The organism is Saccharopolyspora sp. NPDC050642, assembly GCF_040654735.1.
Classification (GTDB): domain Bacteria; phylum Actinomycetota; class Actinomycetes; order Mycobacteriales; family Pseudonocardiaceae; genus Saccharopolyspora; species Saccharopolyspora elongata.
In genome coordinates this window covers 137,899-164,022 of the sequence record NZ_JBFAIN010000015.1, presented here as the reverse complement: position 1 = coordinate 164,022, position 26,124 = coordinate 137,899, and the positions used below count along the sequence as shown (strand labels likewise).

18 protein-coding genes and 1 pseudogene are annotated in these 26,124 nt (G+C 68.5%); 11 read left to right on the top strand and 8 right to left on the bottom strand.

Going from position 1 to position 26,124, the window contains the following annotated elements; genetic code table 11:
• Positions 1-8 precede the first annotated feature (8 nt).
• The 4 genes from AB0H93_RS23655 (at position 9) to AB0H93_RS23640 (ending at position 8,793) form a co-directional block, all read left to right on the top strand.
• Positions 9-4,535 carry a beta-ketoacyl synthase N-terminal-like domain-containing protein gene (locus tag AB0H93_RS23655; protein WP_358575233.1) on the top strand — a complete coding sequence of 1,509 codons (4,527 nt, stop codon included), beginning with the start codon at positions 9-11 and terminating at the stop codon, positions 4,533-4,535.
• Between the two features lie 238 nt (positions 4,536-4,773).
• The gene (gene fabD, locus AB0H93_RS23650; RefSeq protein WP_358575232.1) at positions 4,774-5,811 is read left to right on the top strand and encodes an ACP S-malonyltransferase; all 1,038 of its coding nucleotides are present in this window, start codon (positions 4,774-4,776) and stop codon (positions 5,809-5,811) included.
• A gap of 69 nt (positions 5,812-5,880) precedes the next feature.
• The gene (locus AB0H93_RS23645) at positions 5,881-7,443 is read left to right on the top strand and encodes an AMP-binding protein (protein WP_358575230.1); all 1,563 of its coding nucleotides are present in this window, start codon (positions 5,881-5,883) and stop codon (positions 7,441-7,443) included.
• Between the two features lie 84 nt (positions 7,444-7,527).
• Entirely contained in the window at positions 7,528-8,793 is a 1,266-nt protein-coding gene (locus tag AB0H93_RS23640; protein ID WP_358575229.1) for an MFS transporter, read from the top strand.
• A 318-nt stretch (positions 8,794-9,111) separates the two neighbouring features.
• Here AB0H93_RS23640 and AB0H93_RS23635 read toward each other — a convergent pair whose 3' ends face one another.
• Positions 9,112-10,650: a tryptophan halogenase family protein gene (locus tag AB0H93_RS23635; protein WP_358575228.1), complete on the bottom strand. Its 1,539-nt coding sequence runs from the start codon at positions 10,648-10,650 to the stop codon at positions 9,112-9,114.
• 444 nt (positions 10,651-11,094) lie between these two features.
• On the opposite strand from AB0H93_RS23635, the gene AB0H93_RS23630 reads away from it, so the two are divergent.
• Positions 11,095-11,865 (top strand): tryptophan 2,3-dioxygenase family protein, encoded by a 771-nt coding sequence (locus tag AB0H93_RS23630; RefSeq protein WP_358575226.1) that lies wholly within the window; start codon positions 11,095-11,097, stop codon positions 11,863-11,865.
• An 80-nt stretch (positions 11,866-11,945) separates the two neighbouring features.
• Here the strand turns inward: AB0H93_RS23630 and AB0H93_RS23625 are convergent, their stop codons facing one another.
• The 5 genes from AB0H93_RS23625 to AB0H93_RS23605 all read right to left on the bottom strand — a co-directional run bounded on the left by AB0H93_RS23625 (position 11,946) and on the right by AB0H93_RS23605 (position 17,206).
• Complete coding sequence (locus AB0H93_RS23625; protein ID WP_358575225.1) at positions 11,946-12,500, bottom strand: response regulator transcription factor; 555 nt, start codon at positions 12,498-12,500, stop codon at positions 11,946-11,948.
• Positions 12,501-13,330: 830 nt separating this feature from the next.
• The gene (locus tag AB0H93_RS23620) at positions 13,331-13,885 is read right to left on the bottom strand and encodes an ATP-dependent Clp protease proteolytic subunit (RefSeq protein WP_358575223.1); all 555 of its coding nucleotides are present in this window, start codon (positions 13,883-13,885) and stop codon (positions 13,331-13,333) included.
• 501 nt (positions 13,886-14,386) lie between these two features.
• Positions 14,387-15,082, bottom strand: a complete 696-nt coding sequence (locus AB0H93_RS23615; protein ID WP_358575221.1) for a DarT ssDNA thymidine ADP-ribosyltransferase family protein — start codon at positions 15,080-15,082, stop codon at positions 14,387-14,389.
• Complete coding sequence (locus AB0H93_RS23610; protein ID WP_358575220.1) at positions 15,079-16,506, bottom strand: UvrD-helicase domain-containing protein; 1,428 nt, start codon at positions 16,504-16,506, stop codon at positions 15,079-15,081. Before AB0H93_RS23610 ends, AB0H93_RS23615 begins: the two co-directional genes overlap by 4 nt.
• A gap of 292 nt (positions 16,507-16,798) precedes the next feature.
• Positions 16,799-17,206, bottom strand: coding sequence for a MerR family transcriptional regulator (locus tag AB0H93_RS23605; protein WP_358575219.1), 408 nt, complete (start codon positions 17,204-17,206; stop codon positions 16,799-16,801).
• Between the two features lie 50 nt (positions 17,207-17,256).
• Here AB0H93_RS23605 and AB0H93_RS23600 point away from each other — a divergent pair, with 50 nt between their 5' ends.
• Positions 17,257-18,141, top strand: a complete 885-nt coding sequence (locus AB0H93_RS23600; RefSeq protein ID WP_358575218.1) for an NAD(P)-binding domain-containing protein — start codon at positions 17,257-17,259, stop codon at positions 18,139-18,141.
• 396 nt (positions 18,142-18,537) lie between these two features.
• Complete coding sequence (locus AB0H93_RS23595; RefSeq protein ID WP_358575217.1) at positions 18,538-19,107, top strand: dihydrofolate reductase family protein; 570 nt, start codon at positions 18,538-18,540, stop codon at positions 19,105-19,107.
• A gap of 16 nt (positions 19,108-19,123) precedes the next feature.
• On the opposite strand, the gene AB0H93_RS23590 is transcribed toward AB0H93_RS23595, so the two are convergent.
• Both AB0H93_RS23590 and AB0H93_RS23585 read right to left on the bottom strand, forming a co-directional pair.
• Positions 19,124-19,966 carry a hypothetical protein gene (locus AB0H93_RS23590; RefSeq protein ID WP_358575215.1) on the bottom strand — a complete coding sequence of 281 codons (843 nt, stop codon included), beginning with the start codon at positions 19,964-19,966 and terminating at the stop codon, positions 19,124-19,126.
• A 116-nt stretch (positions 19,967-20,082) separates the two neighbouring features.
• Positions 20,083-20,697, bottom strand: a pseudogene (locus tag AB0H93_RS23585) (LysR family substrate-binding domain-containing protein).
• A gap of 114 nt (positions 20,698-20,811) precedes the next feature.
• On the opposite strand from AB0H93_RS23585, the gene AB0H93_RS23580 reads away from it, so the two are divergent.
• The 4 genes from AB0H93_RS23580 (at position 20,812) to AB0H93_RS23565 (ending at position 26,106) form a co-directional block, all read left to right on the top strand.
• Positions 20,812-21,978: an ROK family transcriptional regulator gene (locus tag AB0H93_RS23580; protein ID WP_358575214.1), complete on the top strand. Its 1,167-nt coding sequence runs from the start codon at positions 20,812-20,814 to the stop codon at positions 21,976-21,978.
• A gap of 2 nt (positions 21,979-21,980) precedes the next feature.
• On the top strand, positions 21,981-23,009 hold the full coding sequence (locus AB0H93_RS23575) for an extracellular solute-binding protein (RefSeq protein ID WP_358575212.1): 1,029 nt from the start codon (positions 21,981-21,983) through the stop codon (positions 23,007-23,009).
• Positions 23,010-23,317: 308 nt separating this feature from the next.
• Entirely contained in the window at positions 23,318-24,385 is a 1,068-nt protein-coding gene (locus AB0H93_RS23570; protein WP_358575210.1) for an ABC transporter ATP-binding protein, read from the top strand.
• A complete protein-coding gene (locus tag AB0H93_RS23565) occupies positions 24,382-26,106 on the top strand; it encodes an iron ABC transporter permease (RefSeq protein ID WP_358575209.1) in 1,725 nt (574 codons plus the stop codon). Before AB0H93_RS23570 ends, AB0H93_RS23565 begins: the two co-directional genes overlap by 4 nt.
• Positions 26,107-26,124 lie beyond the last annotated feature (18 nt).

The following is a 26,124-nucleotide window of genomic DNA, read 5'->3' as shown; positions in this document are numbered from 1 at the left end:
GACCGATCATGAAACGGCTGCTGTGCGACTTCCTGTGGTCTCACCTGCGTGTTCTCGGGGCGTTCAGCCGATCCGAGCAGACGTTGGGTGCGGCGCGGGAAGCGGCCGGTCTGCTGCCGGTGTACGACTTGTGGTTCGCCGAGTGCGTTCGCGTCCTCGAGATCGAGGGCTACCTCGAGCGCCGGGACGACAGCATCCTGGTCGGCGAAGCCCGGGGGCACCGGCCGCTCGATGAGCTGTGGCGCGAGTGGGAGGCGGAAAAGCCGCACTGGCAGGGGAATCCCGACCTGGCCGCCACCCATCTGCTGGTGGAGACGACGCTCCGGGTCCTGCCCGACGTCCTCACCGGGAAGCGGCGCGCCACGGAGGTCATGTTCCCGGGTGGGTCGGTGGAGCTGGTCGAGAACGCGTACAAGTCCAACCCGGCATCGATCTACTTCAGCACGGCACTGGCCGCCAAGCTGGTCGCCCACCTGCGGCGCCGGGCCGATGCCGAGCCCGGTTTCGAGCCGCGGATCCTGGAGATCGGCGCAGGAACCGGAGCGACGAGCGCCATCGTCCTGGACGCCATCCGTGCCGAGGGCCTGGCGGTGCGGGAGTACCGCTACACGGATCTCTCCCGGGCGTTCCTGGAACACGCCGAGCGGTCCTACGGGCCGACCAGCCCGTTCCTGGCCTACGGCATTCTGGACATCGAGAACGCGGTGGCCGAGCAGGGAATCCCCGTCGGCGAGTACGACGTGGTCATCGCCGCCAACGTGCTGCACGCCACCCGGAACATCCGGAACACGCTGCGCAACGCCAAGGCGCCCCTGAAGAGGGGCGGGATCCTGCTGCTCAACGAAGTGACGGCGAACAACTTCCTCAACGCGTTCACCTTCGGCCTGCTTGAAGGGTGGTGGCTCTACGACGACGCGGAGTCGCGCATTCCGGGCAGCCCCCTCCTGTCGGTCGAAGGCTGGCAGCGCGTCCTCGCCGAGGAGGGGTACGGGCCGGTCACATTCCCGCTGCGGGAAGCCACGGATCTCGGTCAGCAGATCATCGTGGCCGAGAGCGACGGAGTCGTGCGGCAGGCGAGCACAGCTCCGCGCGAATCCGTGCCGGAGAACGCGCCGGAGCCGGTTGAGAGGGCGCCGGTACGCGAAAGCCCGGCCGCGGTCAGCGAGTCCGCGCCCGCGGATCGCCTGCTCGACCACGTGGCGGGAACAGTGCTCGACGTGCTGGCGGAATCGCTGCGCATCGATCGTTCCCGCATCGCGCGTGACGAGCCGTTCTCGAACTACGGTCTCGATTCCATCTTCGCGGTGAACGTGGCCCGTGCCGTCGGTGAGCAGCTCGACATCGACCTGGACATCACGGTGCTCTTCGAGCACGGGACCGTAGCGGATCTCAGCGAGTTCATCGTCACCGAGTACGCCTCCGAGATCCAAGCCCCGCTCGCGCCCGAAGCCCCCGGCCCCGTCGGAGGCGCTCCTCCGGAAGTGAGCGCACCTGCTGCCGCGGTGCCGATCGGGGAGGAGGCCGAGCCCGAGGGAATGGCCATCGTGGGGATGTCCGCGCGCTTCCCCCAGGCCGACGACATCGAGGAGTTCTGGCGAGTCGTCGAGCAGGGCGAACGCTGCATCACCAGCCCGCCGATGCGGCGTGCTGACTGGGCGCTCCAGGGCGACGGCGTGGACGCGGCCGCGATCCGGGGCGGGTTCATGGACGAGATCCACGAATTCGACCCGCTCTTCTTCGGCATGTCGATGACCGAGGCGCGGCAGGTGACTCCCGAGCTCCGCTTGATGTTGATGGCGGCGTGGAACGCCATCGAGGACGCGGGTTATCAGCCCGCGGAGCTGCGGACGCGGCCCACGGGGGTCTTCGTCGCCGCCACCGCCAGCGAGTACGAGCCCGCAGCGCCGGACGCCGACGGCGGGCCGAGCCTGATGAGCTCACCGGCGCCCGCGCTGATCCCCAATCGCATTTCCTACCTGTTCGACCTGCACGGTCCGAGCGAGCAGTGCGACACGACGTGCTCGTCGTCGCTCGTGGCCCTGCACCGCGCCATCCGGTCCATCCGCGACGGGGAGTGCGACCAGGCCCTCGTCGGCGGCGTGAACCTGATCATGTCACCGACCCGCTTCGCCGGAATGCGGGCGGCGGGGATGCTCAGCCCCAGCGGGGACGTGCGCCCGTTCCAGCAGGACGCCGACGGCACCGTGCGCAGCGAGGGTGCCGGCGCCGTGCTGATCAAGCCGCTCGGCAGGGCGATCGACGACGGGGACACCATCTACGGCGTTGTGCGCGGCACCGGCGTCGCCCACGGCGGCAAGGGTGTGTCGTTCACGGCGCCGAACGTCCGCGGCATGAAGTCCGCCATCGCACGCGCCTACGCCGACGCGGGTGTCGACCCCGGCACCGTCTCCTACGTCGAAGCCCACGGCATGAGCTCGATGCTGGCGGACAGCGCGGAGATCGCGGCGCTCCGCGCGAGCCTGGGAGGCGACACCGCGGCGCCGGACGACGAAGACTCCGCCATCTACCTCGGCAGCGTGAAGCCGTCCATCGGGCACACCGAGGTGTTCTCGGGTCTGGCAGCGCTGGTGAAAACGGTCCAGGCCGTGCGACGCGGCGTGGTCCCGGCGATTCCCGGCTTCGGGCGTCTGCACGAGAACATCTCCCTGGCGGGAACCCGGCTCCGGGTGGCCGCGGAGACCATCCCATGGCCCGTCCGCACCGGCGACGACGGCCGTGCGCTCCCGCGTCGTGCGAGCATCAACAGCTTCGGAATCGGGGGCGTGAACGCGCACGCGGTGCTCGAACAGCACCTGCCCGTCCACGGCGAGGACGCGCAGGAGAGCGCGCTTTCGCCGCAGATCCTCGTGCTCTCGGCCAAGACCGGGACGGCCCTCCGCGAACGGGCGAGGCAGTTCGTCGACTGGTCTATGAAGGCGGGCCCGGAGAATTGGGCGGACGTCGCATACACCCTGCAGGTCGGGCGCGAGGCGATGGACTGCAGGCTGGCGCTGATCGCGGCCACCGCTGACGAGGCGGCCGAGGTGCTCCGCGGATGGCTCGACGACGACCCGGAGATGCGCGCGCGGGTGGCCGTCGCCGACGGTGCGCAGCGCGACCGCGGCATCGTCGACTCGTCCGCCGACACCGACGAGTTCCTCCGTTCCCTGGTGGCGCAGCGGCGCATGGATCTCCTGGCCGACCGCTGGGTGGCGGGCGCGTCCGTGGATTGGATCCTGCTGCACCAGGGGGCGCGGCGCCGGAGGATTCCGCTGCCGGGCTACCCGTTCGAACGGCGGATGTGCTTCGACATGCAGTCCCCGGGCCGGTCGGTCCCCGCACCGGCGGCCGTCGGTGAACGCGTCGGCACCGTGGGACCGGAGGACTTCGTCACCGGTCTCGTGGCCTCGGTGCTGGGCCTCGAAAAGCACGAGGTCGACGGCTCGAAGGCGCTGGCCGACTACGGTCTCAACTCGCTGCTCCTGGTGGCGGTGCTGAGCCGCCTCCGCGGCGCGTTCCCGGCGTTCCAGCCGGATTGGCTGCAGCCGAACGACACCCTGGACGACGTGGTCGCGCGGCTGTCGACCGTGGCCGCGGACGGCAGCCTGCCCGAGGGCCCGCAGTTCCCGGAGCTCGTGCACTTGAACGGCGTGACCGGGGGCAGGCCGGTGTTCTGGATCCACGGCGCGTTGGCCAGCGTCGAGACGTACCGCACGATCGCCGCGAAGATCGACCGACCGTTCTACGGAATTCAGGCCCGTGGCTTCATGACGGAACACGCGCCCGTCGAAGGCATCCCGAAGATGGCCGAGTACTACACCGAGATCATCCGCGCGGTGCAGCCCGAGGGGCCCTACGACGTCGGCGGGTTCTGCCTGGGCGGAATCGTCTCCTACGAGATCACCCGCCTGCTCCAGCAGCAGGGGCAGGCGGTGAACTCGCTGATCATGGTGGACTCGCCGGACGGCACCGGCCTGGCGAAGTCGAACGCCAGCGGGTCCGCGACGGCCCGGAGCGCGGCCATCCAGGTGGTGAACTCGTTGCTCTGGCCGGCCGGGGAGAAGGACCTCGCCGAGGTGACGCGACTGCTGATCCACCAGGACGAGGTCGACGCCGCGGTGGACGAGGCCGAACTCGTGCGGCGGCTCGCCGACCTCGCCGTCGAGCGGGGCCTGTCCATGAGCCGCGAGCAGATCGTGGACTTCACCCTCCGGAACATCGGGGTGCAGCTCGCCTACGGGCTCGCCGAGTACGAGGTCCGGCCGCTGGTGGACCCGACGGCCGTGGACTGCACGTACTTCCGGAACCGCCGGGGGCTCTTCCTCGGCGATCTCGAACCGTACTTCCAAGTGGGCGGCGAGACCTTCTCCCTGGACCACGTCAACTACCGGCAGGACTGGGAGCGCGAGCTCCCGGCGTTGCGAGTGGTGGACATCGACGCGGCCAACCACATGACCATCCTGCACGACGCCGGGCCGCTCGCCGCGATCGAGCAGGCGTGCGTGGAGACCTACGTCGAAGGCGGTGCCGCCTGATGAGCCGTTTTCATCCTGCTGCGACCGCAGCCGCGACGCTTGAGCGCCCAGCCAGTGCGAGTTGTCGCAAGCGCGAAGCGCTTAGCCCACTTTCGCAACCGGTACCGCCGCGGGTTCACGGTGCCCACCCCTCCGGGGTTCCCTCGGCGAGGACGGCCCCTCCGCCGAGTATTGGACATACTTCAGGAGGGGCACCCACAGACCAGGGGAGCTCTGAGGTTCCGCTACCCGCACCGCTATGCAAAACGAGGTTGGAAAACCCTCATTTTCGATGCGAGGTCAGCTGATGCGATCCTACGTCTTCCCGGGTCAGGGAGTGCAGAAGAAGGGAATGGGCAAGGGCCTGTTCGAGCACTTCCCGGAGCTGTGCCGGCAAGCCGACGAAGTGCTCGGGTATTCGATCGAGGCGCTGTGCTTGGAAAACCCCGACCGGCAGCTGAGCAGAACCACGTACGCGCAGCCCGCGATCTACGTCGTGAACGCACTGCACTACCTGACGGCGCGCCGGCAGGGCGCGGCGCCCGCGGATTACCTGGCAGGCCACAGCCTCGGCGAGTACAACGCGCTTTTCGCGGCAGGCGCCTTCGACTTCGAAACCGGTTTGCGGCTGGTGAAGCGTCGCGCGGAGCTGATGGGCCAGGCCGACGGCGGCGGGATGGCGGCGGTGGTCGGCGTGTCCGGGGAAACCATCGCGGAGACGCTGGAAGCGCATGGCGTCGCGGACGTCGTCATCGCCAACTACAACGCTCCCGAGCAACACGTGCTGTCCGGGAGCAAAGAAGAACTGGAGCGGATCAAGCCGGTATTCGAAAAGCTCGAAGGCGTCCGGGGATTCGTTCCGCTCCGGGTCAGCGGGGCCTTCCACTCGCCGTGGATGGCGACGGCCGCCGAGGAGTTCCGGGCGTTCCTGGACACGGTCGACTTCGGTGAACTCCGGACGCCGGTCGTCTCCAACGTGACCGGCCTGCCCTTCGGATCGGGCGCGCAAGCCGTCCGGGAAGCGCTGGCAGATCAGATAACCCACGCGGTCCGATGGGTGGAGTGCGTGCGGTACATGCGAAAAGCCGGCGTGGCGACCTTCGAGGAACTGGGCGGGAGCAAGGTCCTGACGTCCCTCATCGACCAGATCCCGGCGGAGGAGCCGCAAGACGCCGCGCCCTGGCGCGAATATCGCGACGAGCGCGTACTGGCACTGCTTCGCGATTGCGCGGGCGGAAACCTCGGCGTCGACGAAGTCATTGCAACGATCCGCGCCGGCGGAACGTCTCATCGGTGAGCGACCGAGCCTGCCCGGCTCGACACCGTCGCTCAGCGCACATCTCGCAGCAATGGAGTTCTTCCAGTCATGATGTTCATCGATTACCTCGACCGAGGTTCCAGCATCAACCTCCAGGCGCCGTGCATGGTCGATCCCGACGGCACCGTGTTGATGACGCACGAGGAGTTCACCTCGGTCAGCCACCGGGTGGCGGCCGGGCTGTTGAACGAGGGCTTAGAGCAGGGCGAACGCGTGTCGATACTGAGCCCGCCCGACGCGTACGCGTTCGCCTGCGCGGTCGGCGTGATCCGCGCCGGCGGCATCTGGATGGCGGGGCACGCGGCCAGCGCGGCGGACGACCTCGTCGACTTCCTCAACCTCGCGAAGTGCACCCGGCTGATCTACCACGGTTCTCAGGCCGAGCTCGCCGCAACGCTCATCGAGCGCGTCCCCACCCTGCGGACGACGGTTTCGATCGGTCCCGGCCGCGAGGGCGACCCGGAACTGACCACCTGGATGGCACCGGAAGGTACGACGGCGCCGCTGCTCCCGGTGGACACCAGCCAGAACATGCTGTTCATCAGAACCGGTGGCACCACCGGCAAACCGAAGATCGTGCCGATCAACAACCGGCAGGCGCACCTGATGTACGTCGCGGTGAGCGCGCACGCCGCCGAACCCGAGCCGCCCCGCTACATCTGCGCGACGCCGCTGGCCCACGCCGGCGGTTCGTTCGCCTTCCCGGCGATCGGCGCGGGGGGATCGGTCATCATCCACCGGGAAGCGGTGCCCGAGGAGATCCTGACCTCGATCGAGCGCAACCGGGTGACCCGCCTCTTCCTGCCGCCCTCGAACCTGTACGAGCTGCTGGCACATCCGTCGGTCCGCGACCACGACTACTCCTCGCTGCGCCACTTCTTCCTGACGGCATCGCCCGTCGCCCCCGAGCGAATGGCCGAGGCCGTGGACGTGTTCGGGCCGGTCATGACCCAGTTCTACTCGCAGTCCGAGGCGCCGCTGGCCCTCACGGTGCTCACCGCCGAGGACGCCGCACGGGCCGTGGCCCCGGGCGGTGACCGCAGGCTGCTGGCCTCCTGCGGCAAGCCGACGGTCGTCGCCCGCGTCGAGATCATCGACGACGACGGCAACGTCCTGCCGCCCGAGCGGACCGGCGAGATCGCCGTCCGCTCCGACCTGGTGTTCCCCGGCTACTGGGAGAACCCGGAGGCGACCGCCGAAACCCGGCGCCCGGGCGGCTGGCACGGCACCGGCGACATCGGCCTGCGCGACGCGGACGGCTACATCTACATCGTCGACCGCAAGAAGGACCTGATCGTCACCCGCGGCGGGCTCAACGTGTTCTCCTCGGAGGTGGAGGCGGTGATCCACACCTTCCCCGAGGTCCACGACTGCGCGGTGATCGGCCTGCCGGACGAGGAGTGGGGCGAGGCCGTCACGGCGGTCGTCGAGCCGAAGCCGGGGCGGGAGATCGATGCCGAGGCGATCATCCGGACCTGCGAGGAGCGGCTCGGCCCGGTGAAGGCGCCCAAGTCGATCCTGGTCCGGGGCCTGCCCCGGTCGCCCGCCGGCAAGGTGCTCAAGCGCGAGCTGCGCGACGAGTACTGGGACGCCCAGGCTCGGAAGGTGTGATGGCGGCAGTGCTCAGGACCCGCCGGCGGCGGACTTCCGCCCGGCCTGGCGGTGGAAGTCGAAGTACGTCGCCAGGAGGAATCAATGAGTGAAATAGCGGGGGGCAGGCTCGGCCGCGATCAGGTGGCCGGGCCCGGTGCCGAGATCCTGCGCGGCTGGCGGCCGTTGACCGCCGCCACGGTCGGCATCGGTCTCGGGATCGCGTCGCTGCCGTTCTACACCTTCGGGTTGTTCATCCCGGAGCTCGAGGCGGAGTTCGGCTGGAGCCGCAGCCAGATCTCGTCGGTGCTGTTCATCGGCTCCATCATCAACATCATCCTGTCGCCTCTGATCGGCTTGGTCGTCGACCGCTACGGCGTGCGGATCCCGTCGGCGCTGTCCCTCGCCGCGCTCGGCGGGATCTTCATGGCGCTCTCGGCAGTCGGGCAGCCCTTCACGAGCTTCCTGCTGCTGTCGGCCCTGATGTACGTGCTGGCGGCGGCATCTTCGCCGGTCTCGTTCACCCGCGCGGTCAACGAGCGGTTCGACCGGGCTCGCGGGATCGCGCTCGGCATCGCCTTGGCAGGTGCGGGGCTCGTCGCCTTCCTCGCACCACAGATCCTCGGCGCGCAGATCGCGGAGGACTGGCGCGGTGTCTACCGCATCCTGGGGATCGTGGTGCTGGTGGGCGCGGTGGTCGTCGGCGTGCTGATGCCACGGTCGCGCGGGCTCGCTCGCGCGGCAGCCCGCAAGGAGGTGTCCGCCGCCCCGCGGCTCGCGCCGCTGCTGCGCACCGCGCTTTTCGGCCGCCTCGCGGTGACTTTCCTCCTCCTCGCGCTCGCCCTCGGCGGCATGTCGGTGCACTTGGTCCCGCTGTTGCGCGACGCCGGTGTGTCGCCCGCCTCCGCGGCGGGAACGGCCAGCCTCGTCGGCGTGGCGCTGATCGTCGGGCGGCTGGTGGTGGGTCTGCTCGTCGACCGCTTCTTCGCGCCGAAGGTCGCCGCCATCGTGCTCGCCGTCGCCGCGGCCGGGTTCCTCGCCCTGCTGCTCGGCGGTCCCGACCTCGCCGTCGTGGCCGCGATCGGCCTCGGCCTGTCGCTGGGCGGCGAGGTGGACGTCATGGGGTACCTCACCGCCCGCTACTACGACCTGACCTGCTACGGCCGCCTGTTCGGCGTGCTGTACGCGATCTTCGTCGTCGGGATCGGCGCAAGCCCGTTGCTGATCTCGTGGCTGCGCAGCGCGACCGGTGGTTACGACATCGCCCTCATCGCGTCCGTGGGGCTTCTCGCCGTCGCGAGCGTTCTGCTGCTGACCGCACCGCGGTTCCCGGACAGGACCACAGCAGAGCGGGAGGAAGTGAGCGCGTGAAGCAGCCTCCTGAGGTCTGCTCATCGCGATCTCGTCGATGACGCCTTCTGCGGCGCCGTCCCGTTGGGCAGGGTGAGCCCGGCGGTGACGGCGCCGCAGTCCTCGTCCGGAGCGTCGATCGCTTCGGGGCACCCCGAAGTGGGCGATCGTGTCCGTGCGTTGGTGCCGGATGACGAGGTCTAGCAACGAGTACGAGTCGCGGGAGGGCCGCTACGGCGAGTTCGGTGATCCCGCGCAAAGCAATCGGGCCTCTGCTGATCGCGACCAGCAGAGGCCCTCCTGCTATCCGCCACCGGGATCAGGACGGGAACCCGGCGTTCATGACGTCAGGTATTCGTACTGGCTCGGCAGGGAATCGACGAGCCGCGCGCTCTCCTTCCGCACCCGGGCCATTTCCGCACGCGCCGCGGTGTCGTCGAGGAAGTCGAGCGCGGGCAGCGACCGCTTGGGCAGATGACCGCCGAGGCCGAGCAGCATGACGTTGTAGGAGTACGGCTCGAAACCGTGGTAGTACGGGTAGACCGACGTGTGGTCGGGTAGCCGGACGGACCACGCCTCCAGCCGCTCGTCCAGTCCGGGCGGCAACGGCCGCTCCTTGGTGGCCTTCCAGTACGGCGTGTCGGCCCGTGCGGCGCACCGGTAGTGCACCACCAGGAAGTCGCGGACGCCGTCCAGGCAGCGCGCGACCGCCCGGTTGTAGCTGGCGATCAGCTCCGGCTCCCAGTTGGCGTCCGGGAAGTGCTTCACCAGCTGCTCGACGCCGTGCTGGATGAAGAAGATCCCGGTGGACTCCAGCGGCTCGACGAACCCGCTGGAAAGCCCGATCGCCACGCAGTTGCGCACCCAGGAGTTCCGGTTGCGGCCGATGCGCATCCGGATGTGGTTGGCTTCGGCGTCGGCGGCCTCCGGGCCGACGAACTCGCGCAGGGTCTTCTCGGCCTCCTCCGGCGAGCAGAACTCGTCGGCGTAGACGTAACCGGTGCCGATGCGGTTGGACAGCGGAATCGTCCAGATCCAGCCGGAATCCTGCGCGGTGGCCGTCGTGCACGGGCGCATTCCGGTCTGCTCCACGTCGGCCGGGACGCGCAGCGCCACGGCGCGGTTGTTCGGCAGGTACTCCTGGTACGACTCGAACGGCTCCTCCAGCACCTGGTTGATCAGCAGGCCGCGGAATCCGGTGCAGTCGATGAACAGGTCACCGGTGATGTCGCCGTGTTCGCGGGTGACCAGGTGGCTGATCCAGCCCCGCTCGTCCTGGCGCACCTCCAGCACGTCGTCGCGCACCCGGCGGATTCCCTTGCGGGTGCCGAAGTCGGCGAGGAACTCGGCCAGCAGCGATGCGTCGAAGTGGTAGGCGTACGGGAACTGGGTGTCCTGATCGGACATCGTGCTCTGGCGCTTCCGGTCACCGCCGTCGTGCAGGGACCGCTCGAACAGTTCACCGTCCGAGTACTTGGGCGCCCGCTTGGCGTCGACCAGCTCGGGGATCACCATGCAGTCCTTGTCGAACCGCTCGCCGCCGAGCTTGAGCCACCAGTCGGCCATGGTGAACCCGTGCACCTTGGCCATCCGTTCGAACGGGTGGTAGAAGACGTGGCCCGGTTCGCGCCAGTTCTCGAACCTGATGGCCAGCTTGTAGGACGCGTGGCAGGCCGGCATCCAGTCCCGTTCGGCCAACCCCAGGTAGTCGAAGAAGTGCCGAACGGTGCTGAAGGTCGCCTCTCCCACGCCGATGGTGGGCACGCGGGCGGACTCGACCAGGGTCACCGAAATCCGGTCGCCCAGTGCTTCCTTCAGGTAAGTCGCGGTCATCCAACCGGCAGTACCTCCACCGACTATGACGACGTTGCGGAGCATGTCCCACCTCTTCGCGGATCTTCACCGGTTTTCCAGCCGCAGTGCAGCACGGCCGGACGTCCGTCCGCGACTGCTCGTTCGGGCACTGGTCGTGGACCATTGGTGGGGCTCGTTGGGGCGTCCGTTTGGGCACTGGCCACCGAACGGCCCCGTTCCTAACCTTGGCTTCGTGACCGCCCAGAGCAGTCCCTCCGCCGAACCGGCGCGCGAACGACGGGCGCGGCCGCGTTCGAGGAGCCGATGAGCGGTTTCCCGGTGGAGTCGCCGTGGTGAGGTCCATCGGACGCGACGCCGTACCGCGGGGACTGCCCCGCATTTCGTCGTGGCCGAGTCGGTGTCCGGCGACACTCCGCTGCGGTGCGGCAGGCACGGTTCACGACCGCGCCCCCGCCGGCAGTGCCGAGCCGAACGGTTTCCGAGATGTTGTCGACCGAGGAGGTTTCCGTGGTCCAGCCGGACCAGCGAAACTGCGCTGAGCACGCTGTGGGGTCCCGCTACCGCGAAGTACTGCGGCTCGACCAACTCCTGAGCTGCCAACCGGAAAAGGGCACGCACGACGAATTGATGTTCGTCATCGTGCACCAGGTGCACGAGCTGTGGTTCAAGCTGATGCTGTTCGAGCTGGAGGAGGCGCGCGACCTCCTGCTGGCCGACCGGCTCGACGCGGCCGAACACCTGCTGCGCCGGCTCGTCGCGATCCAGAACGTGCTGATCTCGCAGTGGGCCGTGCTCGACACCATGCTGCCGATGGATTTCCTCGCCTTCCGGGACACCCTCCGGGGCGGCAGCGGCTTCGAGTCCGTGCAGCATCGCGAGATCGAGTTCCTGGCCGGGCGGAAGGACGCCGGCTACCTGGACCAGGTGCAGCTCACCGACGCCGAGCGCGAACGCCTGGTCCGCAGGCTGGAAGAACCCAGTTTGCGGGAGGCGTTCATCGCCCTGGTCGAGAAGCGGGGGGTCGATTCGCTCGCCAAGGTCTGGCAGCAGGGCTACCAAGACCTGCCCGCCGCGCACTGGGAACTGCTGCGCGTGGCCGAGGCCCTGCTCGACGTCGATCAGGCGTACGGCCGGTGGCGAACGCACCACGCACTGAGCGTCGAGCGCCAGATCGGGTACAAGCCGGGCACCGGTGGATCATCCGGTGTGGACTACCTGCGCTCTCGCATAACTTCCCGTCTCTTCCCGGAACTCTGGGAGGTCCGGTCCCAGCTGTGACGGTCTTCCGCGCTCGTCGCGGCCGGGGTTTGTCGGGTGGGCGTGTGCTCCGTTGCAGCGCCCACCCAGACCCCTTCAGGTCAACTGGTCAACAAGCCATCGCGGATGGCGTAGGCGACCGCGAGAGTCCGATTGGGACAGTTCAGCTTGGCCAGCAGGTTGGCGACGTGCCGCTTGGCCCCGTGCGCGGAGATGCCGAGTCGGCGGCCGACCTGCTTGTTGCTCATCCCCTCGGCGAGCAAGCCGAGGACCTGCCGTTCGCGCGGCGTGAGGCGGACGCTGCTCGTTCGCGGTTGGCCTCGGCGGCGAAGCTCCGTGATCAGCTTCCTGGCGAGCGAGGACGGCAGCGCCATGTCACCGCGCTGCAGTCGTAGCAGGGCATCCTCGAGGTTCTGCGGATCGACCGCGGACTCCAGGAGGAATCCATCCGCCGACAGCGTCGCAGCCTGGGCGACCACGTCATCGCTGGCGTCGCGCAGCAGCGCCACCGTCTTCACGCCGCGCTTCGCCGCGACCGAGGAGATCTGCTCGAATTCCGCCAATTCGTCGGCGGAAATGAGGGCAACGTCGAAAGGGCGGTTTTCCAGGAGGGTCACGGCCTCTCGGAAATCGGCACAGCCGTGCACGAAGTTCACCAGGGAAAGACTGCGCAGCATGTACGTGAGGCCCCATCTCGAGACCTCGTTGGGAAGGGACACCAGGACGGCCAGTTCCGCGTTGCGGAATCGGGCGGTGCCATCCGCATCATGTCGACCTGTGGCGGGTTCCCATTTGTTTCCTAATGGAATTATATCCCCGTTGATGACGCAACTTCCTTTCGTGCGGGGCGGACTGCTCGTGTCGTTGGAATTGCTCCGTACTTCTTCGATGCGGACACCTTTGTCGGCGTGGCGTCGTGCTATCGCTGGCCGTGGTCGTGCTGCATCCCCAGATTTCCCGGTTCGTACGTCCCAACCGCGCCGTACCGGCTCTGCCGGTCCCAGCGGCCTTATCGGGGCGGGCGCCGCCGTTCGTTACTCATCGCACCGTGCCCTGCCCCTCCGTCTGCTCCCGTTGGGAAACCGAACGCCGGGTGCCGCCGGCGTCAGGTGACGAGTCGAAAATATCGAGTGCATCACGAGTATGTCACTGTGATCCCGGAAGATACGCTCAATGCAGTAGCTGGGCACTAGGCGGAAATCGTCAAATGGTGCAGTCAGGGCCGCCGGAAGACGCAGCGGCGTGCGGCGGTGTCCGATATCGGTCGTAACCCCACCCGCCAAGTGGTCGGTTTCGCATGCCGACCGCACGCCGGGCCGGTGTGCCCGGATTCGGAAGTAAGTGAGGTGCGGGACAACGCGCTGGTCAGCGCGTGGGATGGAGCCTCGGGGTCGGCCGGCACCGCGTTGCGGGCGTGGAGTGCGTTCGCCGATCGTGGTGGCGGTCACGCCGACCGCCCGGGAACAGGATTGCGGCGCCTGGCGCGTCAGTTTCCCTGCGGGGCGTACTTGCCGCCGGCCATGACCTGATCGACGATGCCGTAGGGGGCCGCATCGGTGGTCGAGAGGCGGAGGTGGTTGCGAAGATCGCGGGCGATGGTGTCCGAATCCTGCCCGGTCTTCGCGACGAGGAGCCGCACCATTTCATCGGACCATTTCCGATGGTCCGCCGTCGTCGGCGTCACGGGCTCCCCGTCGAGGCCCTCGTCGTGGTCGGGTTGCCGTAGGACCACGTACGATCCCGGAAGCATGTACCTCTTGCCGATCGATCCGGAGCACAGCACGAGAGTCGCCGCTGATCCCACCGCGCCGATCGCCCAGGTCGAAACCTCCGGCTTGATGCAGTTGATCGCATCGCAAATCGCGAATCCGGCCGGTAAAGATCCGGTGGCGCTGTCTATGTAAAGCTTGATTTCCGCATCCGGATCCGTGGCGTTCAACAGCAGCAACTGCGATATCGCGGCGGTCGAGGTATTTCTGCTCAGCTCGCCGCTGATGATGATCGTCCGATCGTCGAACATATCGTTCATCAACTTGTTCATCGCCCAACTGTGTATGGGCATCTCGCGCTGCTCGCTTCCCTCGTCGCGGTCTCGCGTGCGAAGATCACTGTAGTCACGATCGCCGGAACACGTGCTTTCGACACGAGCGGTTCGCTGAGAGCGTACGTCCGCGGCACTGATCCACGGGGCGTTCCAGACCTTTCCGGTCGAGGCGCCTATTCGGGAGGAAATTGAGGGTGTCCCCGCACCGACTGCGCTGGATCGATCGCGCGGACCGCGGGTCTGCGGAAACTCGCAGGCGAAACGTGGAGAGAGCGATCTTCGCGCCGCTGACATCGTCTGTCGGCGGGCATCTCGGTGACACGGGAGGCTACGGCTGCCTGGCGGCGGGCTGCCGCCCCACTCCGTTCCCGGACCAGGTGTGATCAGGAAGAAGCGCCGATGAGCGGCGGTGGACTGACCCCGGAGTGTCGGAGTCCCGCATTTCGTCTACTTCAGGTCTGCTCGCGGAGCGGCCTTGGCTGGTGTCGGGTGCGCAGTTCATCTCGTCCCGCTTTGCCGGAACGGGAATTCCCGAGGCCGTCGACCAGCGCGCACTGACTCGCTGAGCTCGCGCTTGTCGAAGAGTGTTGGAGCTACCACCAACGGCGGTGCGGACAACCTGGCGTCCCCGCGCTGCCGCAGGCGGAACAGCTCCAGTTCCGCCTGCTCGTCGTCCTTGACGACGATGTAATGCACGTTGCTGAGGGAGATCGGCGCGGGTACGAGGACTTCTGCTTGATCGTCCGTCGGCCACCAGTCCGGATGGGCCGGGCCGCGGGTATAACGCTCTCTGCCGAGCACCTCGGCCTCGAAGAGCGATATGAATGCGTCCAGCCCTGCGTTGATACCGGCGCCGCGATCTCGTGACGCGTTGTGCTGGCTGAGCTTGACGCCGGGACTGCCGAGCAGTTCAACGTCGAGAGCGAGCACGACCCAGTCTTGGAAGTTCGGGTCTCGTCTCCGCGCGCGGTCGAGGTACCAGCTGTTGGGATACTCGATGCTGCAGCTCACGTGCGAACGATGTCCGTCCAGTCTGTGGTCGTCGGTGGGGCGGTAGCCCTCCGCTGACTGCTCCAACTGGTCCGTCGCGCGAATCTCGCGCGTAGCGAGGATGTGCGCGAGATTGACGGATCTGGTGAAGTGGCAGAGCCGGGTGATGCCGCGCCTGCGGGCTTCCGCAACGATGTCGGTCACGGGGTGAGCCTCTCGTACAAGCCGGACGCCTCGGACGGAAGCAGCTCGGTCATGCGGCCTGAGTAGATCAGCGTCAGGTTCTTCCGGGCACGTGTCACTGCGACGTAGAGCTGCCGCGCCTGCCGCGCATGTGCTTCATCCAGCCCGAAGGCGTACACCTCCTCGGCGCTCGGGAGCACGTCCGCATCGCAGAACGGGAGGATCACCGTGTCGAACTCCAGCCCTCTCGCGTCCCGGTACGTGCCGTAGAAAATTCCTCTGCCCGTGCGCCAACGGTCCAGGTTTCTGTCGAGACGCGTGATCGTCCGCCTGGACTCCCCGAGCTCGGTCTGGAGCCGCCATGTGAGTGTCTCGTTCGGAGCGAGGATCACCACCTGTCCGTGGTCGTCCTTGTCCTGGCGCTCGTCGGATGACAAGTTGGTCGCGTACTTGACCGCAAGCGTCGCTTGCTCGTCCTTGGACGAGGCTTCGACGAGAGCTGGTTTCAGGCCGTCATCCTTTGGATCCTTCGGTTCGACGAGTTCGACTTCGTCCCGGAAGTGAGGTAGGTGGGTGATCGCCCGAGCCAGGTGCGCGACCTGCAGGCTGTTCCGGTAGTTCTGCGCGAACTCCACGGTCCTGCTGACGTCCAGACCGAGCGAGCGCCAGGACATCCGACTCCCGTAGAGCTGCTGGGCGTAGTCCGCGAAGAACGTCAGCGACCCTTCTTCCGGTATGGCCACGGCCAGGGAACGGATCATTTCGGGCGTGAAGTCCTGTCCCTCGTCGACGACCACGTGGCGATACCGGCGGGGATTGTTGTCGTTCTGGAGGAGGCGCAGGAAGATACTCGCCAGGTCATCCCAGTCGCAGCGCCGGTTCGCTTGCTCGCGAAGTTCTACGTACCGCTGGTACACGCGATACGCGATCGCGCGGTCTTGTGCTTCGAGCTTGGTACCCCGGCCGATCCGTCTGAGCTCGCCGCTGGTGTAGCTGTCGGGGGTGGAGATTCCATGGGCGGCCAACCAATGCAGTTCATCCAGGAAGAAACCGACGGGGCGGTTGAGAACGGATCGGACTGGGCCACCAGCTGCGCGGACGTCATCGAGTGCCCTGGCTACCAGCCGTTCCTTCAGCTGCCGACCGCAGACGAACTCACGCCATTTCATGCGATTCGACACGTATCCTCTGGCGAGTGCGTGATACGTCTGGACCGTCACATCGGGATGGTCCGCGAGTTTTCGCAGGTACGGAACAAGCGCCTGGTTAAAGGTGACCAGGAGCGTCGGCCCGCCGACCCCAGGTGCCTCCGCCAAGTGCCGGGCGCGGTGGACGGCCATCACGGTCTTGCCGCTGCCCGCCGCGCCGAGGACAACGCAGTGTCCCTTCTCCCGCAAGTAGACCACTTCTCGTTGCTGGCCATGCGGCACAGGAAGAACCCCCATGATCGCAGTATGGCGTGATCGTCAAGGTCTGCGTTTGTGCGAGCTGGTGGGCATTTGCATTATTTCCACTGCTGTACAAGAGAACCCTGCGAGCCTCGTGCGATTGAAGATTCGGAACGTTACGGAGTCCGGCAGGAGTTGGGCACGGCAGGCCGCGTGAGCCGACTTGTCGGGAAATCAGCAGTTCGCGGCGGATGTGATTCTGGGCGGACGCTGTACGAGACGGACCGGCTCGCCGCTGCGGTTCGGCGGAATGTGGAGTGAGTTCGCCAGGTTCCTCCCGGCCGGGAGTTCAGGCGGGGATGGGGTGCCGGGCGGAGCCGTCGAAGGGCGGGTAGTTCTCGCCGGCCACTCTTTCGGCCGCGTCGATGTAGTCGACGAGCGCGTCCCGGGATCGGGCGAGCTTCTCCATCTGGTCGTTCAGCCGTTGCAGCCGCGTTCGCATCGCGGCCAGCAGCTCGGGGCACCCGAGCAGTTCCGGGGCCTCGCCGACCGCGCAGGGCAGCAGGTACGCGATGTCCTCTGAGGACAGACCGGCGCCGAGCAGGTGCCGGATCTGCTTCACCCGCAGCACGGCGTTCTCGTCGTACTCGCGGTATCCGTTCGCGCTGCGGTCCGCCTCCAGCAGGCCCTGGGCCTCGTAGTAGCGCAGCTGGTGGGTGTTGACGCCCGTCCGGCGACTCAGTTCCCCGATCCGCATCGACAACCTCGCTTGACATTCACACCGGTATCAACGTTGACGATGCTGCCATGAACGACGAAAACGATGCACCGGTCGCAGTCATCGGACTCGGGCTCATGGGCCAGGCCCTCGCCGGCGCGTTCCTGAAGGCCGGGCACCCCACGACCGTGTGGAACCGCACGACTGCCAAGGCCGACCGGCTGGTGGCAGCAGGGGCACGGCTGGCGCCGACGGTCGGCGACGCGCTCAGGGCGGACTCCGTGACGATCATCTGCCTCACCGACTACCAGGCCGTGCGCGAACTGCTCGCCGCTGCCGATGCCGAGCTGGACGGCACGACGTTGATCAACCTGACCTCGGGCGACTCGACCCAGGCCCGGGAAGCCGCCAGGTGGGCCGAGCAGCGCGGCGCGCGCTACCTGGACGGCGCCATCATGGCCATCCCGTCGGTGATCGGAACCGCCGAGGCGGTGATCCTGCACAGCGGTCCGCAGCCGGACTTCGCGGCGCACGAGTCGACGCTCGACGCGCTCGGCACCGTCACCTACCTCGGCGCCGACCACGGGCTGGCGGCCCTGTACGACGTGGCCGGGCTGGCGATGATGTGGAGCGTCCTGAACGCCTGGCTCCAGGGCACCGCCCTGCTCCGGACGGCCGGTGTCGACGCCGCGACGTACGCGCCGTTCGCGCAGCAGATCGCGGCCGGCGTGGCCGGGTGGCTTCCCGGGTACGCCGAGCAGATCGACAGCGGCTCCTACCCGGCGGAGGTGTCGGCCCTGGAGACCGATGCGCGGGCGATGGCGCACCTGATCGAGGAGAGCGAGGCGGTGGGCGTCAACGCCGAACTGCCGAGGCTGATCAAGGCGATGGCCGACCGCTCGATCGCCGCCGGGCACGGTGGCGAGCAGTACCCCGTGCTGATCGAAGAGTTCGCCAGGCCCCGCAACGGCTGATCGATCCGGCATCGCGGTCGGTAGCCCGCTGCTCGGGCTGCCGACCGCTCAGAACTGGACGCGCAATGTCCAACGGGGACAGCGAATCCGAGGTCAGCAGGCGTTCGACGCCGAAGCTGGGATCGGTCGCGGCCGCCGGTCTCGCACCTCTTCGAAGTCCGCGCTTGACACCACTTCGAATGGAGTACTACGTTTTGAGTACGACAGACGAAGTACTAAAACCGAGGTGGTCAACCGATGCGAAAGCCCGTCACCGCTCAGTTCTCGTTCCCGTCGGCCAAGGGCGGCAAGCGGGTTCAGCCGCATACGCGCATGCCCCGGTCGGTTCCGGCTCGGCGCCCGCTGCCCAAGCCCGGCACCCGTCGCTGATCGACCACTTCGAAGAGGAGGAACCCCATGCGAAAGCTCACCTACTTCGTCGGCTGCAGCGTCGACGGCTACATCGCCGGCACCGATGGCTCGCTCGACGCGTTCTTCCCGCTGCCCGACGGGCTCGTCGAGCACCTCGTCGCGGAGTACCCGCAGACGCTGCCGACGCACCTGCACGGCATGCTGGGCGTCACCGACCTGGGCAACCGCTTCGACGCGGTGGTGATGGGGCGCGGCACGTACGAGCCGGGCGTGCGGGAGGGCATCACCAGCCCGTACTCCCACCTGGACCAGTACGTGGTGTCGGGCAGCCTCACCAGCCCGGACCCCGCGGTCACCGTCCTCTCCGGCGACCCCGTCGAGGCCGTGCGGGCGCTCAAGCGCGAGCCGGGCGGCGGGATCTGGCTGGCCGGCGGCGGTAGCCTCGCCGCCTCGCTGCTGCCGGAGATCGACGAACTGGTCCTGAAGATCTACCCGTTCGTCCTCGGCAAGGGCATCGGCGTGTTCGACGGCGACATCGCGCCCACGCACCTCGCTCTCGCCGACGCGCACGTCCTCGACAGCGGCGCGGCGATCCACACCTACGCCCGGAAGTGAGGCCGCCTTGTGAAGTTCACTCGCCCACGTAGCGGAGGCCGGTCCGGCGCAGCACGACCCACTGCTCGCCGGGCCGGTCCACGACGACCGGGTACCAGCGCGGCTGCAGCGCCGCGTGCAACTCCTCGCCCCGGCTGATCGGCGAGCTCACCGCGGGTTCGCCCACGACGATCAGGGCCGACCAGTCGACGTGCGCCATGAGGTAGTCCTCGGTGACGCCGAACTGGGCTTCCAGGAGCGTGACCACGTCGTGGCCGGTGTCCGGGCTCGACCTGACATCGCTGATGTCGGGCACCTCGACGGCTTCGTCGATGGCGTCCTCGTCGTCTTCCTCGGTTTCGTCGTCGGTGGCGTCCTCGTCGTCCTCGTCTTCGTCGCGCTGCTCGTCCCACACGTACTTGTCGAGCTTGTAGATGCGCGTGCACATGTCGAACGCCTGGTCATCGGAGAGGATCAGCGTCACCGTGCGACCGTTGACCAGGGTGAACGTCAGCTCCGCTTCCGGGGTTCCGTTGGTGCCGGGTTCGGCCTCGACGTTCCCGGCGACCTCCTCGAAAAGCTCGGAATCGGCGGGGCTTTCGTTGCCCGCGCCCAGCGAGGGGAGGTTCGAGGCCATCTCCACCACGCAGCGCGCAGCGGTCCAGAACGCCTCCTTGTCCCGGAATTCCTTGCGGCTGCTGGTCAGCGTCCGGCCGAATCCCAGCGTCTCGACGCGCGCATCCACCGTGCCGGTGCCGGTCGCGTTCTCCCAGATCGCGGTGACCGTGACGTTGTTGGCCAGTCGTTTCCGGTAGTTCTCGATGTGGCCGTGCCGGGCGAGCTCCCAGCCGCGCACCTGCTGGGGCCAATCGTCTTCCACAGCGGGATTCCTTTCGGGCGAACGACATGTCGTTCCCTCCGACGTGCCGTTGACCGTGATCGTTCCCGCAGTGGTTGGCCGGATGGCGAACCGCGGTCCGCCATCGTCCACATTGGTCAGATCTCGGTCCGGTCCACCGAGGCCGGGTCGGACGGGACCGGGATCTCCTGGGCGATCTCCACCAGGCGGTAGACGCTCTCGCGCAAGCACTCCGGGCGGACCACGATCCGCAGCGGGGCGGCCTCGACCGCCGGTTCGAGCCGGCGGTAGGTGGCGCCTTCCAGCTTCAGGGCCGTGGCGCGTTCCGGCAGGATGGCGACACCGAGGCCGGACGCGACGAGCGCCACGAGGTTGTACCCGGCCACCGCTTCCCCGAGGACCTTCGGCGTGAAGCCGTTGGCGACGCACGCGCCGACGACCGAATCGAACTCCAGCGGCGCCTTCGCCCGCCCGGCCATGACGAACCGCTCGTCCGCCAGGTCCTGCCAGCGAACCATCGGGGTTCGCGCGAGCGGATGGCCTTCCGGCAGCGCCACGGCGAACCGGTCTGGCGGCAGGTCGAACGTCGCTCAGCCGTCGAGCGGTTCGCGGCTCCGGAAGATCCCGATGTCGAGGTCGGCGGTGCGGAGCAGTTCGAGCTGCTCTTCGACGCTCAGCTCGTGCGCCCGGATCGAGACGGCCGGCTCCGCTTCGGCGAACAGCGACAGCAGTCTCGGGGCCAGGCCGATCACTGCTCGTGATCAGGGCGTGGCGCTCAGTGATTGGCGAAAGGCCTTGTGGGGCTTGGGGATTTTGGGGGTGGCGAAGTATTGGAAACTTACTTCGGATGCCGTATAAAGTTACGCATGTCCGAGGTCAACGAGCGTTCGGCGCCCACCGGGAACGAGGCCCTGCGTCGCATCCGCACCGATGCGGTGCTGGCCGCGCTTCGCGAGCACGGCCCCGTTTCCCGCACCGAGCTCGCCGGGCTGACCGGGTACCGGCCCTCTTCGCTGACCGAGATCGTGCGCGAGCTGATGGCCTCCGGACACGTCGTCGAGGCCGGTGCCGGCGACTCCTCCGGCGGCCGTCGGCCGCGGATGCTGGAGTTCAACCCGGCCGCCGAATCGCTGATCGCCGTTTCCCTGGAGGGGGAGCAGGCGCGCGTTTCCGTGGTCGACCTGGCCGGCGAGCTGCTCGGCGCGCACAGCCGCGCCGTTGATCCGCACGAGCCGCTGGACGGGTTGGTCGCCATCATCGACCAGGCGCTGAAGGAACATCCGCGGCCTCGCCCCGGGCGCGTGGTGTTCTCGCTCCCCGGCGTCGCCACCGCGGAGGGCGCCGTGACGCTCTCGCCCGTGCTGGAGGCGCTCGGCGGGCGGTCGCTCACCGACGCGCTGACCGAGCGGGTCGGGCTGCCCGTGCAGGTTTCCAACGACGTCAACCTCATCGCGCTGGGGGAGCGCGAGCGGGGTGCCGCCGCCGACGTCGACGACCTGGTGCTGATCTACGTCGGTTACGGCATCGGCGCCGCCGTGGTCTCCGGCGGCACGCTCTGCCGGGGCGCCGCCGGGTTCGCCGGTGAGATCGGCTTCCTGCCCGCCGGGCTGCCGCCCACGCCGCACACCGGCGGGCGCGGCGAGTTCGAGCGGCGCTGGAGCGTACCGGGAATCCGGCAGGCGCTGTCCGAAATGGACGGTGGCTCGGCCGGTGCGCCGGTCGCCGAGCTGGCCGACCGAGCCGGTGAGCCCGCCGTCGCCGCGCTGCGCAGGCAGGTCATCGAGGCCTGGGCCTACGCCGCCATCGTCTGCGCGTGCGTGGTCAACCCGGCGCGCGTGGTCTTCGCCGGTGCCGCGACCGAACTCGGTCCGGACGGACTCGCCGAACTCGCCGAACTGGTCGGTTCGGCGGCGCCGTCCGCGCCCGAGGTCGTGTTCGCCGAACTGGGCGCGCAGGCGCTGCACATCGGCGCCGTTTCCCCGTCCCTGATGTCCCCCGCTGCGAACACCACGCAGCTCTCGCGCGAAGGGTAGCCATGCGCAGAATCCTCTCCATCGTCGCCGGCGTGCTGATGCTCGCCGGTGTGACCGCCGGCTGCGGCCTGACCCCCGCCGGCGGCGACTCCGGCCTGACCATCTACACCGCCCGCGACAAGGCGCTCGCCGAGAGCGTGGTCAAGGACTTCGAGACCGCCTACCCCGAATACCAGGGCAAGGTCCGGATCCTGACGCTCGGCGCGCAGGAGGCGTCCGAGCGGGTGTCCGCCGAGAAGGGCCGCCCGCAGGCCGACATCTGGTGGGGCGGCTCGCAGCAGCAGTTCACCCAGGCCGCGAACGCCGACCTGCTCGCCCCCGTGCCGGACCAGGTGCGCGACCGGGTTCCGGAGCGCTACCGCGACGCGCAGGGCCGCTGGGTCGGCGAGATGGTGCTCGCCGAGGTCGTCTTCTACAACGACCAGATGCTCACCCCCGAGCAGGCCCCGAAGGACTGGGACGACCTGATCAAGCCGGAGTACCGGGACAAGATCGTCGTCCGCGACGTGGCCGCGTCCGGCACGATGCGCAGCATCTACTCGGCGATGATCACCCGCAACGGTGGCGCGAACCCCGAGCCGGGCTACGAGTGGCTGCGCAAGCTCGACGCCAACACGAAGGTCTACGCGGCCAACCCGACCGACCTGTACCTGCGCATCCAGCGGCAGGAAGCGCCGATCAGCGTGTGGAACCTGCAGGACGTCATGCTGCAGCAGAAGAAGACCGGCGCGCCGTTCAAGCCGGTGGCGACCACCTCCGGCGTCCCGCAGCTGATCGACGGCATCGCCAAGGTCAAGGGCGGCCCCAACGGCGCCGCCGCGGACAAGTTCCTCGACTTCCTGCTCGGCGTCGAGAAGCAGAAGCAGCTGGCCGAGGAGTACTTCCAGATCCCGACCGTCGAGCAGGCCGGTCAGCCGAGCTGGCTGGCACCGCTGAACCTGCACGAGATGCCGGTCGACTGGAGCCTGGCCGCCGAGAAGGAGACCGAGTGGATCTCCTACTGGAGCGAGCACATCAAGAACAAGAACTAGCGAAATACCTTTTCCAGGCACGTTTTGCGTGGCGGTGCAAGTAGCGGAACCTCAGACGCCGCCTGGACTCCGGGATCCCCGACTTGCGTATGACCCGCGGCATCGGGGCTGTCCTCGCCAGGCGACGTCTGAGAACCCGCGGCGGTGCGAGTTGCGTAGGTGGGCTAAGCGGCTGGCGCCGCTTCAAAGAACAAAGCCCGCTGTGCCACTTCCCAAACAGCCGCTATAGCACCCCGAAGCACTCACGGGCCGCCTCGGCCGCCGCTTTGCACGGAAAGCCCTTCCTCGCCCAGCACGGAGAGTTCAGCATGATCCCCGTTCGCCTCGACCGCGTCTGCAAGAGCTACGGCTCTGCCTCGCCGGTCGTGCACGACATCGACGTGACGATCGAATCCGGCGAGTTCTTCACGCTCCTCGGCCCTTCCGGGTGCGGCAAGTCGACCACGCTGCGCATGATCGCCGGGTTCGTCACGCCCACCAGCGGCCGAATCCTGTTCGGCGACCGCGACATCACCGCCACGCCGCCGAACAAGCGGGGTACCGGCATGGTGTTCCAGAACTACGCCCTGTTCCCGCACTACGACGTCGCGCAGAACGTCGCCTACGGGCTGGTCACGCGCAAGGTGGCCAAGGGCGAGCGCAACGAGCGGGTCGCCGCCGCGCTCGCCTCGGTGGGGCTCGACGGCTACGCCGACCGGCGGATCGACCAGCTCTCCGGCGGCCAGCAGCAGCGCGTCGCGCTGGCCCGGGCGCTGGTCATCTCGCCCTCGGTGCTGCTCCTCGACGAGCCGCTGTCCAATTTGGACGCCAAGCTGCGCGAGGAGACCCGCGTCGAGATCCGCCGGGCGCAGCGGGAAGCCGGGATCACCAGCGTCTACGTCACGCACGACCAGGCCGAGGCGATGGCGATGAGCGACCGGATCGCCGTGCTCGAATCCGGCAAGCTGCACCAGGTCGGCACCCCGCGCGAGGTCTACCACCAGCCCGCCACCGCGTTCGTGGCCAAGTTCATCGGCGGCAGCAACGTCCTCGACGCCGAGGTCGTCGAGAGCTCCGGCGAGCAGGCCGTGGTGGAGCTGGCGGGCTCCGGGGCGAAGTTCGCCGCCGGTCGTTCGGCGGAGTTCGCGGCCGCTGTGGGCGACCGGGTCGCGGTGTCGGTCCGGCCGGAGCACCTGACGATCACCGAGGCCGGCGAGGGCAGCTTCGACGCCGTCGTGCGCTCGGTGGAGTTCACCGGCGCCACCTGCGAGTACGAGGTCACCGCGGGCGAGCTGGAGCTGTCGGTCGCGGTGCCGGACCGGCCCGGCCTGCCGAAGCCCGGTGACGTCGTCGGGCTCCGCCCCGAGGCCCAGCACGCCTGGCTGGTGCGGCCATGAGCGCCCCGGCGGTGGCGCCGCGGCGCCGCAGGTTGCCCGCCTCCGACGGCGATCGCTTCGTCTACGTGCTGGCCATCCCGGTCGTGCTGGTCCTGCTGTTCCTCGTCGTCATCCCGATGGCGACGACCGCGCTGACCTCGGCGGGCGGGAACGGCCTCGCGGACAACTACGGCAGCCTGTTCGGCGGTTCTTCGGGCCGGGCGCTGCTGCTGTCGCTGGTGAGTTCGCTCGTCTCAGTGTTCTTCTGCGGTGTGCTCGGCACGCTGCTGGCCGTGCTGCTGCACCGCTTCGACTTCCCCGGCCGCCGGGCGCTTTCGGTGTTCGCCGTGCTGCCGATGGCCTTGCCGCCGCTGATCGGCGCCGTGTCGTTCGTGCTCCTCTACAGCGAGACCGGAATCGTGCCCCGGACGCTGAACGCCCTGCTCGGCATTTCGCCCGCGAGCACGTCGGTGAGCGGGCTGGCCGGTGTCGTCCTGGTCCACGCGTTCACCATGTACCCGTACTTCTACCTGTCGGTTTCGGCCGCGCTGGCGGGGCTGGACGGCTCGCTGGAGGAGGCCGCCACCAACCTCGGTGCCGGTCGCGCGCGGGTGTGGCGGACGGTGCTGCTGCCGATGCTCACCCCGGCACTGGTCTCCGGCGCGCTGCTGACGTTCATGATGTCGATGGCGTCGTTCACCGCGCCGCAGCTCTACAACGTGCAGACGCTGACCATGGAGATCGTCTCGGCACGCACCTCGGGCAACGCCGCGCTCGCGGCCACCCAGTCGACGGCGCTCTCGGTGGTGTCCATCGCCTTCCTGATGAGCATGCGCTGGTACCAGGGCCGCCGCGTGCACCGCAGCCTGTCGAAGGGCACGCCGAGCGCGCGCCGCGCGCCTGGCTCCGCCGCCGCGAAGCTCGCCGCCGCGCTGGGCAGCCTGCTGCTCACGGTGGTGCTGCTGGCGCCGGTGCTGGTGATCGTGCTCGTGTCGTTCTCGGTGGACGGCGCCTGGACGACGCAGGTGCTGCCGCCCGAGTACACGTTGGACAACTACCTGCGGATCTTCGCCGAGCCGCAGAGCCTGCTGCCGATCTCGGTGAGCGTGCAGACCGCGCTGCTGGCCACCCTGGCCGCGATCGTCATCGGCGCGGCGGCCTCGTGGGTCGTCGCCCGCTGGAAGGGCCCGGGCCGCGGCGCGCTGGACGTGATCATCATGCTGCCGTGGGCGCTGCCCGGCACGGTCATCGGCGTGAACCTGGTGACGGCGTTCAACGAACCCGGCGTCGGCAACCTGGGCCTGACGCTGGTCGGGACGCTGTGGATCCTGCCGGTCGCCTACTTCGTCCGGTTCGTGCCACTGGTGTTCCGCTCGACCAGTGCCTCCCTGGAGCAGCTCGACCCGTCGCTGGAGGAGGCGGCGCGCAACCTCGGCGCCGGTCCGCTGCGGGTCCTGCGCACGGTCACGCTGCCGCTGGTGCTGCGCGGCGTGCTCGCCGGCGCGCTGCTGGCCTTCGTGGACGGCGTCGGCGAGTACGTCGCCTCGGTGGTGATCTACCCGCCCGGCCTGCCGCCGATGTCGGTGGAGATCTACAACCGCATCTACTCCTCGGAGTTCGGCACCGCGGCCGCCTACGGCGCGCTGCAGATCGTGCTGATCCTGGTCGTCCTCGCGGTGTCGAACCGCCTCGGCCAGGGCCCGCGCCAGAAGCGCTCGCCGACGGTGATCCCCGCCGCGTAGCGCGCCCACGTCCACGAC

What these genes read in the sequence shown, in the direction of transcription:
- AB0H93_RS23655 (WP_358575233.1), top strand. Translation starts at nt 9, where the DNA reads ATGAAACGGCTGCTGTGCGACTTCCTGTGGTCTCACCTGCGTGTTCTC.
- fabD (WP_358575232.1), top strand. Translation starts at nt 4,774, where the DNA reads ATGCAAAACGAGGTTGGAAAACCCTCATTTTCGATGCGAGGTCAGCTG.
- AB0H93_RS23645 (WP_358575230.1), top strand. Translation starts at nt 5,881, where the DNA reads ATGATGTTCATCGATTACCTCGACCGAGGTTCCAGCATCAACCTCCAG.
- AB0H93_RS23640 (WP_358575229.1), top strand. Translation starts at nt 7,528, where the DNA reads ATGAGTGAAATAGCGGGGGGCAGGCTCGGCCGCGATCAGGTGGCCGGG.
- AB0H93_RS23635 (WP_358575228.1), bottom strand. Translation starts at nt 10,650, where the DNA reads ATGCTCCGCAACGTCGTCATAGTCGGTGGAGGTACTGCCGGTTGGATG.
- AB0H93_RS23620 (WP_358575223.1), bottom strand. Translation starts at nt 13,885, where the DNA reads ATGAACAAGTTGATGAACGATATGTTCGACGATCGGACGATCATCATC.
- AB0H93_RS23610 (WP_358575220.1), bottom strand. Translation starts at nt 16,506, where the DNA reads ATGGGGGTTCTTCCTGTGCCGCATGGCCAGCAACGAGAAGTGGTCTAC.
- AB0H93_RS23605 (WP_358575219.1), bottom strand. Translation starts at nt 17,206, where the DNA reads ATGCGGATCGGGGAACTGAGTCGCCGGACGGGCGTCAACACCCACCAG.
- AB0H93_RS23600 (WP_358575218.1), top strand. Translation starts at nt 17,257, where the DNA reads ATGAACGACGAAAACGATGCACCGGTCGCAGTCATCGGACTCGGGCTC.
- AB0H93_RS23595 (WP_358575217.1), top strand. Translation starts at nt 18,538, where the DNA reads ATGCGAAAGCTCACCTACTTCGTCGGCTGCAGCGTCGACGGCTACATC.
- AB0H93_RS23580 (WP_358575214.1), top strand. Translation starts at nt 20,812, where the DNA reads ATGTCCGAGGTCAACGAGCGTTCGGCGCCCACCGGGAACGAGGCCCTG.
- AB0H93_RS23575 (WP_358575212.1), top strand. Translation starts at nt 21,981, where the DNA reads ATGCGCAGAATCCTCTCCATCGTCGCCGGCGTGCTGATGCTCGCCGGT.
- AB0H93_RS23570 (WP_358575210.1), top strand. Translation starts at nt 23,318, where the DNA reads ATGATCCCCGTTCGCCTCGACCGCGTCTGCAAGAGCTACGGCTCTGCC.
- AB0H93_RS23565 (WP_358575209.1), top strand. Translation starts at nt 24,382, where the DNA reads ATGAGCGCCCCGGCGGTGGCGCCGCGGCGCCGCAGGTTGCCCGCCTCC.